The 11768-nt window shown below is 42.7% G+C and carries 11 protein-coding genes; 5 read left to right on the top strand and 6 right to left on the bottom strand.

The features are described from left to right. Window positions 1-17: 17 nt before the first annotated feature. The 3 genes from BSCG_RS24275 to BSCG_RS24265 all read right to left on the bottom strand — a co-directional run bounded on the left by BSCG_RS24275 (window position 18) and on the right by BSCG_RS24265 (window position 3100). Complete coding sequence (locus BSCG_RS24275; protein ID WP_008774831.1) at window positions 18-956, bottom strand: tyrosine-type recombinase/integrase; 939 nt, start codon at window positions 954-956, stop codon at window positions 18-20. Window positions 957-1146: 190 nt separating this feature from the next. Beyond that, the gene (groL, locus tag BSCG_RS24270; protein WP_004301061.1) at window positions 1147-2784 is read right to left on the bottom strand and encodes a chaperonin GroEL; all 1638 of its coding nucleotides are present in this window, start codon (window positions 2782-2784) and stop codon (window positions 1147-1149) included. A gap of 43 nt (window positions 2785-2827) precedes the next feature. Then, window positions 2828-3100 carry a co-chaperone GroES gene (locus tag BSCG_RS24265; RefSeq protein WP_004301062.1) on the bottom strand — a complete coding sequence of 91 codons (273 nt, stop codon included), beginning with the start codon at window positions 3098-3100 and terminating at the stop codon, window positions 2828-2830. Window positions 3101-3344: 244 nt separating this feature from the next. Between BSCG_RS24265 and BSCG_RS24260 the strand changes: the two genes are divergently transcribed. Beyond that, window positions 3345-4391 (top strand): L,D-transpeptidase, encoded by a 1047-nt coding sequence (locus tag BSCG_RS24260; protein WP_004327102.1) that lies wholly within the window; start codon window positions 3345-3347, stop codon window positions 4389-4391. 388 nt (window positions 4392-4779) lie between these two features. On the opposite strand, the gene BSCG_RS24255 is transcribed toward BSCG_RS24260, so the two are convergent. From BSCG_RS24255 to BSCG_RS29860, 3 genes are all read right to left on the bottom strand, one after another. After that, complete coding sequence (locus BSCG_RS24255) at window positions 4780-5508, bottom strand: DUF5039 family protein (RefSeq protein ID WP_004327103.1); 729 nt, start codon at window positions 5506-5508, stop codon at window positions 4780-4782. 59 nt (window positions 5509-5567) lie between these two features. Beyond that, window positions 5568-6116, bottom strand: coding sequence for an NUDIX hydrolase (locus tag BSCG_RS24250; protein ID WP_004301068.1), 549 nt, complete (start codon window positions 6114-6116; stop codon window positions 5568-5570). Window positions 6117-6184: 68 nt separating this feature from the next. Then, a complete protein-coding gene (locus BSCG_RS29860) occupies window positions 6185-6358 on the bottom strand; it encodes a hypothetical protein (protein ID WP_004301069.1) in 174 nt (57 codons plus the stop codon). A gap of 145 nt (window positions 6359-6503) precedes the next feature. Here BSCG_RS29860 and BSCG_RS24245 point away from each other — a divergent pair, with 145 nt between their 5' ends. The 4 genes from BSCG_RS24245 (at window position 6504) to hydF (ending at window position 11691) form a co-directional block, all read left to right on the top strand. Beyond that, on the top strand, window positions 6504-7973 hold the full coding sequence (locus tag BSCG_RS24245; RefSeq protein ID WP_008774833.1) for a 4Fe-4S dicluster domain-containing protein: 1470 nt from the start codon (window positions 6504-6506) through the stop codon (window positions 7971-7973). Further along, window positions 7954-9006: a [FeFe] hydrogenase H-cluster radical SAM maturase HydE gene (gene hydE / locus BSCG_RS24240; RefSeq protein ID WP_008774834.1), complete on the top strand. Its 1053-nt coding sequence runs from the start codon at window positions 7954-7956 to the stop codon at window positions 9004-9006. Before BSCG_RS24245 ends, hydE begins: the two co-directional genes overlap by 20 nt. Then, window positions 9003-10424, top strand: coding sequence for a [FeFe] hydrogenase H-cluster radical SAM maturase HydG (gene hydG, locus BSCG_RS24235; RefSeq protein ID WP_004327106.1), 1422 nt, complete (start codon window positions 9003-9005; stop codon window positions 10422-10424). The genes hydE and hydG overlap by 4 nt, the downstream gene beginning before the upstream one ends. Window positions 10425-10500: 76 nt before the next feature. Continuing rightward, window positions 10501-11691: a [FeFe] hydrogenase H-cluster maturation GTPase HydF gene (gene hydF / locus BSCG_RS24230; RefSeq protein ID WP_008774835.1), complete on the top strand. Its 1191-nt coding sequence runs from the start codon at window positions 10501-10503 to the stop codon at window positions 11689-11691. The last annotated feature ends 77 nt before the right edge of the window (window positions 11692-11768 follow it).

An 11768-nucleotide genomic window follows, 5' to 3' on the forward strand; every position in this document is an offset into this window, starting at 1 on the left:
AAGTAACAGAGTAATTTTCAAGCGCTTACACCTACAACAGAGCGTTTCACGAAGTCAAGAACTTGTTTATTTGCTTCATCAATTTTCTTACTTCGGAAAGGTTTCAGATAGGTTTCAGTGACGGTGATAGACGAATGTCCCATCGCTTCGGAGATAATGCCCGGATGGATTTCACAATAATAAGCTGTCGTAGCCCAGGTATGGCGGGCGGTGTACGAGCTCAACTTATCGGATAATCCCAATAATTCACCTAGCAACATCAACTGTTGGTTAAAGCTGCGCAATGCCAACTGATATTCGCGATACGCCTCTTTGGTTCCTTCACGGCTTTTCAACAATGGAAACAAATAAGGAGAAGAAGGATCACGATTCATATACTTCTTCACCAGGATCATCGCTTCGGGAGTCAATGTCACTGACAATGGCCGTCCTGTCTTACGTCTGCGATACGTTATTACGTTATCACGCAAATCACTCTTACGCAAATAAGCGAGATCCACAAATGGCATACCACGAAGCGAAAACATCAGAATAAATAACTCTTGCGCCTGATATACAGCAAATGGCACACCTGACGTACGAGACAATTTTGCAAATACCTTTTTCATATCTTCATCGCCCAATGCACGTTTATGGTCGGCACGAGTACCGGTATAAACAGAACGGAACAGATGAGGTACATAAGAAGCTTTCCGAAGATCAACGGCACGATTGTAAACCGCACGAAACGTGCGCAAATAAGTGGAAACGGTGTTCCAACTGCAACCACGACTGCGAAGATATACTTCAAATCCCTTTAACCACTCCGGACTCACTTCATCAAAGGTGAAGTCCACTTTCCCACTATAAGCAATGATGGCATTCAGACTGCTACGATAAACGTGCGCAGTACCGAAGTTTCCCTCCACCTGTAGCCCGTTAGCTACCTGCTTCATAAATGTTAATACTTTCAACATCTCACTTTTATTAATAAATTTGATTCTAAATATACGAAGTATTCTCATTACTAAGAATACGTTGACCAAACAAAATATAAAGCAAGGATGTTTTGAAAAGATCAATTTGCAGAATAGATTGATAATAAAAAGAACGAGGGTACCCTTTTCGGACACCCTCGTTTTCATATTCATTCAGCGAAAGCCGGAATTACATCATTCCGCCCATGCCTCCCATTCCGGGAGCGCCCATCGGCATTTCTGGCTTATCTTCCTTCTTTTCTACAATTACACATTCAGTAGTCAGGAACATACCAGCGATAGAAGCTGCATTTTCCAAAGCTACACGAGCAACCTTAGCAGGATCTACTACACCGGCAGCGTGCAAGTTTTCGTAAACGTCCGTGCGGGCATTGTAACCGAAATCACCTTTTCCTTCACGTACTTTCTGAACAACTACTGCACCTTCTTTACCAGCGTTAGCAACAATCTCGCGAAGCGGTTCTTCGATGGCGCGTTTGATGATACCAATACCAGTTGTTTCATCGGCATTATCACCCTTCATTCCTTCCAAAGAATCAATAGCACGGATATAAGCTACACCACCACCCGGGATGATACCTTCTTCGATAGCAGCACGAGTTGCACGCAAAGCATCGTCCACACGGTCTTTCTTTTCTTTCATTTCTACTTCAGAAGCAGCACCTACATAGAGAACAGCTACACCACCTGACAATTTAGCCAGACGTTCCTGCAATTTCTCACGGTCATAGTCAGACTTAGTTGCTACAATTTGTGCTTTGATCTGTTCGCAACGTTCCTTGATGCTGTCTTTGTTACCTGCACCGTTTACAACAGTTGTATAGTCTTTAGTAACTGTAACTTTGTCAGCAGTACCCAACATTTCGATGGTAGCCTGTTCCAGTTTCAAACCTTTTTCTTCGCTGATAACAACACCACCTGTCAGGATAGCGATATCTTCCAGCATTTCTTTACGACGGTCACCGAAGCCCGGAGCTTTCACAGCACAGATCTTCAATTGAGAACGCAGACGGTTTACTACCAATGTAGTCAATGCTTCGCTATCTACATCTTCTGCAATTACCAACAAAGGACGACCAGTCTGTACAGCAGGTTCGAGGATAGGCAAGAAATCTTTCAGGTTAGAAATCTTCTTGTCATAGATCAGGATGTAAGGTTTCTCCATCTCACATTCCATCTTTTCCGTATTTGTCACGAAGTAAGCAGACAAATAACCACGGTCGAACTGCATACCTTCTACTACACCGATAGTAGTGTCTGTTCCTTTTGCTTCTTCGATAGTAATCACACCGTCTTTAGAAACTTTACGCATAGCGTCAGCAATCAATTTACCGATTACCGGATCGTTGTTTGCAGATACAGTGGCAACCTGTTCAATCTTGTCATAGTTGTCACCTACAGTTTCAGCCTGATCCTTGATTGATTCTACCACTTTGGCAACGGCCTTGTCGATACCACGTTTGATATCCATCGGGCTAGCACCGGCAGTTACGTTCTTCAAACCTTCAGCTACGATAGCTTGTGCAAGAACGGTTGCAGTAGTTGTACCGTCACCGGCATCGTCACCTGTCTTAGAAGCAACTTCTTTTACCAACTGTGCACCAGTGTTCTGGTAAGCATCTGCCAATTCGATTTCTTTTGCTACTGTCACACCGTCTTTTGTGATGTGCGGAGCACCGAATTTCTTCTCAATGATAACGTTACGTCCTTTCGGGCCCAGAGTTACTTTTACTGCATTTGCCAAAGCATCGACACCTTTTTTCAATTGGTCACGGGCATCGATATTGAATAATATTTCTTTTGCCATCTCTTTATTTACTATTTAAAGATTTACTATTTACTATTATTAATTAACCCAAAACAGCGAGAACATCGCTCTGACGCATAATCAGATATTTAGTACCTTCAACGTCAAGTTCTGTTCCGGCATATTTACCATAAAGAACTGTATCGCCTACTTTCAATACCATTTCTTCGTCTTTCGTACCGTGACCTATTGCCACAACTTCACCTTTCAAAGGTTTTTCTTTTGCTGTATCAGGGATAATGATACCACCAATTGTTTTTTCTTCTGCAGGTGCAGGGAGGATAAGCACTCTGTCTGCTAATGGTTTAATGTTCATAGTTACTTGTTATATTTTAGTTATACATTTAATAGTAGATGTTACCCGCCATTTTTCAGGCGGAACGCTAAAGTTATTGCGAAAAGCGTGCCAAAGTAAATAAATGATTCTTTGTCAGAAATAGACTGACAAAATGACTGACAACTTGCATTGTATGGCAAAAAAGTATATTTGTCACCTACTTTTTAAACAAAACAAAAGGATTATTCCTTATAATGACGTATATTCGTAAACGAACCATCAAATGCACTGTATAAATAATATGAATGGAATAGCATCCGGCCTCATCATCGCCTCTTGCGTCTTCTACTCCTGCACTTCGTGTACAGGAGAGATTTCTCCTGTACACGAACAACAAACAGACTCGCTGTCACAGGATACAATAGTTCAACCCGAGGTTAAACCTGTTAATAAAAAACTCACGGCAGAGCAGATAGAAATCTCCAAAGATTTATTGTATGACCAATACACATTGGAAGATACCTATCCTTATAAAGACACTACCCGGCAGTTTCAGTGGGATAAAATCAAAGAACGGCTGGCATTACTCGAAAATATACAGTTGCAGCCTTCCACCTGGGCTATTCTCCAGAATTACAAAAACAGAAATGGAGAAGCACCACTTGTGAGAAGTTTCAAAAGAAACGCTTACGGACGAGTGGCAGATACTCTTGGCATAGAACGTTACCAATCCGTTCCGCTTTATCTATTGACTGACACATTAGTACCCGAACGTTACGGACAGGATGGGGAATTAACCCGTTTTATCGAAGATGGAGAGAAATTCATAAAAGCAGAGCCAATGTTTACCGGAGATGAATGGATGATTCCTAAAAAATATGTCAAAGTAATCGGAGATACGATTGTTTTTAACAAAGCTGTTTTCGTAGACCGCCACAATCAGAATATCGCTTCTCTTGAACGTAGCGGAAAAGGGCAATGGGTGGTTCGCAGTATGAATCCTTCCACTACGGGACGTCATCTGCCCCCGTATGCACAGGAAACTCCTTTAGGAATGTTTGTTTTACAAGAAAAGAAAGTGAAAATGGTATTTCTAAAAGACGGCTCGAAAGAAACGGGAGGTTATGCTCCTTATGCGAGTCGTTTCACGGACGGGGCCTATATTCACGGAGTACCGGTCAATGCTCCCCGCAAGACGCAGATAGAATATAGTCCGTCGTTGGGAACTACTCCACGCTCACACATGTGCGTGCGGAATGCAACTTCCCATGCCAAGTTTATCTATGACTGGGCCCCCGTAAATGGAACTATTATTTTTGTATTGGAATAACCGTTGAACAAATCAGCATCGCCATTCCCTGATTCTTATTATCTATCTTATGGAATATGGTTAGAAAACTTATTCTCTATAAGGAGGAAACTTACTTTCTTCCTTGGGAAAAGTTGCTTTTCCCTTATCCCAAACTATAACTGCAAGTTCCGGTTATAAAACTGCAACTTTCAGTTATGTAATCAAAAGTTTCAGTTATATAATCAGAACTTGTGGTTATAGTTTATCTTATACTCTAAACAAGTTTTCTCCCTATGCAAAAGAAGTTGGCATAGGATGAAAAGAAACTTACCTATACGTACTTGAGAGAGAAAACAAAGAGGTCCGAATTCTTCAGTCCAGACCTCCAATTATAAAAAGGGATTTCTTTATCCCAGATGATCTCTTATCAATCAAATATCTTCTCTCTTTTATTTTCTCCGGTTTCACTCAACCCATACTTTGCCCTCGTTATATTCTGAATTATCTCTCTCTGTACACTTTCCAATGCACTTATTTCTTTTTGTAATAACTCCAAGGCAGAACCTTTCTGCAATAAATAAGACCGTTCAGTATATTTTATATAAGAAGTCGGAATCTCCTGCTTCTTTTCTTTATAATAGGCAATCGCATATCGCAAAGCTTCCGATCTATATTTGCAGACAGCCTTTCGTTCGGCATAGTACAAATCTTTATAAGCATTCTCTTCACTTCTCAACTTTTTCCAGAATGCGGAAAAGGCTGTTGATACAGCATCTTTCTCTTCCTTGGTTACCGCTTCTTTTTGCTTCTTCACCAGATCTTTATATTCCTTGTATGTATTTAAAAACTTATCCAGTTCCTCTTTACTGGCTTTATGTTCCAGACGATAAGTCTCCAAAGAAGCAGGACGCTCGTATTCGACAACCTGTTGCAGATAAGGCAAATCATTCCAACTTATATATTTATTGTTTGCTTCACAATAATCTGCGTAAGCAGCTGCAAGCTGCCAACTATATTCTTTTGTCTTTTGACTCAATTCCTCGTTGATGGCGGACAAGTTCTTTTCCATCTCTTTCAAGTCCTGTGCCAATACCGTTTGCATACTTCCCCATCCGGAGAGAAACAAACAAAGCATACTCCATAAAACTGTTTTCATAATAAGATGATTTAAATTTTCTCCAAAGTTATTGTTTCTCTACAGAATTCCAAACACAATTACAGATTTGCGATATATTTCCATAATGGAGCAGCATTCAGCGCTTGCATAATTTCGTTCTTATCGAGCAGACTTCTCACCTCTTCCAATGTGAGCAGATGGACGGTGATATCTTCAGTAGCTTCCAGATGCTGATGGTCTATCAGTTCCACGTCTGTGGCAAGAAAGCAGTAAGTCAGATTGGTATGAGTGCTCGGATTAGCGGAAATCACCATATACTCTTGCCAGTTTCCTTTTCCGTAGCCCGTTTCTTCCCACAATTCACGCTGGGCGGACACCAACGGCGAAGCATCTTCCTTCTCGCAGACACCGGCACAGAGTTCATAACAAGTTCGTTCGATTCCCGGACGGTACTGGCGGACAAAAACGAATTGACCATCTTTGGTAATGGCAATGGTATTTACCCAGTCGGGATACTCAAGGATATAATACTCGGGGATATGATTCCCATTGGGAAGTAACATATCTTCGCAACGCACAGTCAGCCATGGACGGCGAAATAGATATTTGCTACTTACCGTTTTCCAGGCTTTATTCTTCTCTTCCATAAGATTTGTTTTTCTCCCGGCAAAAATACGAATTCCTCCGGATTATCCTACCTTTCGGTTGCTTGTTTTTATTCGTCTGTGTCGATACAAGTGATCTCTATCTCATGTATCTGCTCCAAGTATTTTTTGGTAGAGCTTACCAAAGAACTTCCCATGTAGAATAAAAACATCAGGCTGATAATAACCATCAATGCACCAATCATGGCAAAACGACTGCGCTGTTCAAAAATACTGCTATTCATAACTCTGCCTCCTCTTATTTTTTGTCCACTACAAAGATAACACGCGAGGGCTACAAAAAAGTTACAAGAATGTTTCAAAAAACTTAAATATTGAAATTCTGTTCGTATCTTTGCACCAACTAACTAACAACCTCTTTATTACAATATGGCATTTACGAATAATATTATGATTGTCCGGCATAAACTGCTGGCAGACCTTGTTAGACTCTGGAAAAACGACGAATTAGTGGAAAAGATAGACCGACTTCCGATTGAGTTGAGTCCACGAAAATCGAAACCCCTAGGACGGTGTTGCGTACATAAAGAACGCGCAGTGTGGAGATACAAGACTTTTCCCCTGATGGGACTGGATATGACAGACGAACACGACGAAGTTACCCCACTTTCCGAATATGCACGATTGGCATTGAGTCGTCCCGAACCAGACAAGGAAAATATCATGTGCGTCATCGACGAGGCCTGTTCTTCCTGTGTACAGATCAATTATGAAATAACCAACCTTTGTCGCGGATGCGTGGCACGTAGTTGTTACATGAACTGCCCTAAAGATGCGATACGTTTCAAGAAAAACGGTCAGGCAATGATTGACCATGACACATGTGTCAGTTGCGGTATTTGTCACAAGAGTTGTCCTTATCACGCTATTGTATATATTCCCGTACCTTGTGAAGAGTCTTGTCCGGTAAAAGCTATCAGCAAAGATGAACACGGCATAGAGCACATTGATGAAAGCAAGTGTATCTACTGTGGAAAATGCATGAATGCTTGTCCGTTCGGGGCTATCTTCGAAATCTCGCAAACATTCGATGTATTGCAGCGCATCCGTAAAGGGGAAAAGATGGTCGCCATCATCGCCCCGTCTATTTTGGGACAGTTTAAAACTTCTATCGGACAAGTGTACGGTGCTTTCAAGGAAATTGGATTTACTGATGTGATCGAAGTGGCCGAAGGTGCTATGGCAACCACCAGTAATGAAGCACACGAGTTACTGGAGAAACTGGAAGAGGGACAGAAGTTTATGACTACTTCCTGTTGTCCTTCTTATATCGAACTGGTAGAGAAACATATTCCGGATATGAAACCTTATGTTTCTACCACCGGATCACCGATGTACTACGCTGCACGGATTGCCAAAGAGAAGCATCCGGATGCTAAGGTTGTATTTGTCGGTCCTTGTGTGGCAAAACGAAAAGAAGTACGCCGCGATGAAGCCGTGGATTATATTCTGACGTTCGAAGAAATCGGTTCGATTCTTGACGGGCTGGGTATTCAGCTGGAACAAATGCAGGAGTTCTCCGTATTACATACTTCCGTTCGCGAAGCACACGGATTTGCACAGGCAGGTGGTGTGATGGGAGCTGTCAAAGCTTATCTGAAAGAAGAAGCGGAGAAAATCAATGCGATACAAGTGTCGGACATCAATAAAAAGAATATCGCTCTGCTACGTGCCTGCGCCAAAACAGGAAAGGCTGCCGGACAGTTTATTGAAGTGATGGCATGCGAAGGAGGATGTATCACCGGACCGAGTACGCATAACGACATTGTTTCGGGACGTCGCCAACTGGCACAAGAGCTGCTCAAACGGAAAGAGAGCTATGAAACAATGGATCGATAAACTACGACAGGAAAGAACACTGACACCGGAAGAGTTCCGGCAACTGTTGACCGGATGTGACGCAGAAATTCTGCGTTACATCAATAAACAGGCGCAGGAAGTCGCACTCCTCCACTTCGGAAATAAGATTTATATCCGCGGACTGATTGAAATCAGTAACTGCTGCCGGAACAACTGTTATTACTGTGGTATCCGAAAAGGGAATCCGAATATCGAACGTTACCGGTTAAGCCGAGAGAGTATACTGAACTGTTGCAAACAGGGCTATGAACTGGGATTCCGCACCTTTGTATTACAAGGAGGAGAAGATTCTGCACTAACAAACGATCAGATAGAAATGACTGTTGCCCGTATCAGACAGGAGTATCCGGATTGTGCTATTACGCTGTCACTCGGTGAAAAATCACGTGAGGCATACGAACGTTTCTTCCGTGCCGGAGCCAACCGTTATCTGTTACGTCACGAAACTTATAATGAGTTGCATTACCGGCAACTGCATCCAGCGGAAATGTCCGGCAAACGACGCCTGCAATGTTTAGCGGATTTGAAAGAGATCGGTTATCAGACAGGAACCGGAATTATGGTCGGCAGTCCGGGACAAACAGTAGAGCATATCATTGAGGATCTATTGTTTATAGAAAAGCTACGCCCGGAAATGATTGGCATCGGGCCTTTCCTGCCCCATCATGATACACCTTTTGCCGAATATCCCAGCGGAACGGCGGAACAGACGATTCTTCTATTATCCATTTTCCGCCTGATGCATCCGTCCGCATTGATTCCGGCAACAACAGCTCTTGCCACTCTCATTCCTGATGGCAGGGAACGGGGTATTTTAGCAGGTGCGAATGTGGTTATGCCTAACTTGTCTCCTCGAGAGGAACGGAGAAAATATGAATTATATAATGACAAAGCTTCACTCGGAGCGGAATCTGCCGAAGGGCTGGCTGCCTTACAAAAGCAATTGAAGACCATCGGCTACGAGATTTCTACCGAAAGAGGCGACTTTAAGTACACTACAGAGAATATATGATATACCAAAAAGATTCATCAAAAGCAGAAGAGTTTATCCATCATGAGGAGATTCTGGATACGCTGGAATATGCGCAGAACAATAAGGATAACCGTGTCCTGATTGAACAACTGATTGAAAAAGCGGCTTTGTGCAAGGGACTGACGCACCGGGAAGCGGCTATTCTGCTGGAATGTAACCAACCTGACCTGATAGAACGTATCTTTCATCTCGCCAAAGAAATCAAACAGAAGTTTTATGGCAACCGTATCGTCATGTTCGCACCGCTTTATTTGTCGAACTATTGCGTAAATGGTTGCGTATATTGTCCGTATCATGCTAAAAACAAGACGATTGTACGCAAGAAACTGACGCAGGAGGAAATTCGCAGGGAAGTGATTGCTTTGCAGGACATGGGACATAAGCGGCTCGCTCTTGAAGCGGGTGAGCATCCGTCACTAAATCCGATAGAATACATTCTTGAATCTATTCAGACGATTTACAGTATCAAACATAAAAATGGAGCAATCCGCCGGGTAAACGTAAATATCGCAGCTACTACAGTAGAAAATTATCGCCAATTAAAAGAAGCGGGTATCGGTACGTATATCTTATTCCAGGAGACTTATCACAAGAACAACTACGAAGCACTTCATCCCACCGGTCCGAAAAGCAATTATGCCTATCACACCGAAGCAATGGACCGTGCCATGGAAGGGGGAATCGATGATGTAGGTATTGGTGTGCTTTTCGGTTTGAATACTTATCGGTATGATTTTATCGGATTGTTAATGCATGTCGAACATCTGGAAGCCAAATTCGGTGTAGGTCCCCATACAATCAGTGTGCCGCGTATCTGTTCGGCGGATGACATTAATGCCGGAGATTTTCCGAATTCAATTTCCGATGAGATATTCAGTAAGATTGTAGCTGTTATCCGAATTGCCGTTCCTTATACTGGAATGATTATTTCCACACGTGAATCACAAGAATCACGCAAGAAGGTACTCGAATTGGGTATCTCACAAATCAGCGGCGGCTCACGTACCAGTGTAGGCGGATATGCTGAAACGGAATTACCCGATCATAATTCCGCGCAATTTGACGTAAGCGATACCCGGACATTAGACGAAGTGGTCAACTGGTTGCTCGAACTCGGATATATCCCCAGCTTCTGTACTGCCTGTTACCGGGAAGGACGGACAGGCGACCGTTTCATGTCATTAGTGAAATCCGGTCAGATAGCCAACTGTTGCGGACCGAATGCCCTGATGACTCTGAAAGAGTATCTGGAAGATTATGCTTCCGAAGATACCCGCCAGAAAGGATTAGAATTGATTCTAAAAGAAACAGACCGAATCCCTAACCCTAAAATCAGGGAAATAGCTATCCGAAACCTCAAAGCCATAGCCGCAGGGCAAAGAGATTTTAGATTTTAAATCATACGCCAATGTGCTAATATGTCGATGTGCCAATTGGCTGCGCATGAATTAACAAATTGATAAATTAGTAATTATGAGCTTAACAGATACTCCAAGTGCAAGCAGACTTCATATAGCCTTTTTCGGTAGACGAAACAGTGGTAAGTCTTCTCTCATCAATGCATTGACAGGACAGGATACCGCCCTCGTTTCAGATACTCCGGGAACGACTACCGACCTTGTATCCAAAGCTATGGAAATTCAAGGTATTGGTCCGTGTTTGTTTATAGATACTCCGGGGTTCGATGATGAGGGAGAACTTGGAGAGCTGCGTATCAGCCGGACTTTAAAGGCTATTGAGAAAACAGATATTGCATTGCTGCTATGTGGAGATACTACCTTTTCTTATGAAAAAGAGATGCTGGCACTATTGAAAGAGAAGAATATCCCTGTCATTCCGGTACTGAATAAAATAGATATACGAGAGAACAGTGATAGCTTAGCCACGTATATTGAGGAAGAATGTAAAATACGCCCGTTACTTATCAGCGCCAAAGAAAAGACAGGAATTGAACAGATCCGGCAAGCCATTCTCGAAAAGCTACCCTCGGACTTCGGTCAACAGAGTATCACCGGGGAACTTGTGACAGAAAACGACCTTGTACTTCTGGTTATGCCGCAGGATATTCAAGCTCCAAAAGGCAGACTGATTTTACCACAAGTGCAGACTATCCGTGAATTGTTGGACAAAAAATGTCTCGTAGTGACTTGCACCACTGACAAGTTTCCGGCAACCTTGCAAGCTCTTGCCCGCCCTCCGAAATTAATCATCACCGATTCGCAGGTCTTCAAAACGATTTATGAACAGAAGCCAAAGGAAAGTGAACTAACCTCTTTCTCTGTGCTTTTCGCAGGATACAAGGGTGATATTCATTATTATGTAGAAAGTGCAGCTACCATTGAAAGACTGACGGAATCGTCGCGTGTACTGATAGCGGAGGCTTGTACGCACGCTCCTCTTTCCGAAGATATAGGAAGAGTGAAACTCCCCCGTTTGTTACGGAAACGAATTGGAGAGAATCTGCAAATTGATATGGTAGCCGGAACTGACTTTCCACAGGATCTGACTCCTTACTCTTTGGTAATCCATTGCGGAGCATGTATGTTCAATCGTAAATACGTACTTAGCCGCATCGAACGTGCTCGGGAGCAACACATTCCCATGACGAATTATGGAGTAGCGATTGCTTTCCTCAATGGAATACTAGATCAAATAAAATATTAAATCCCGGTCAAAAAGAAAGAGTCCGGTGCAATACCGAACTCTCGCAATATACAGTAAATTATTAACTGCTCAACTTT

Origin of the sequence: Bacteroides sp. 2_2_4 (assembly GCF_000157055.1) — a bacterium.
Lineage (GTDB): Bacteria > Bacteroidota > Bacteroidia > Bacteroidales > Bacteroidaceae > Bacteroides > Bacteroides ovatus.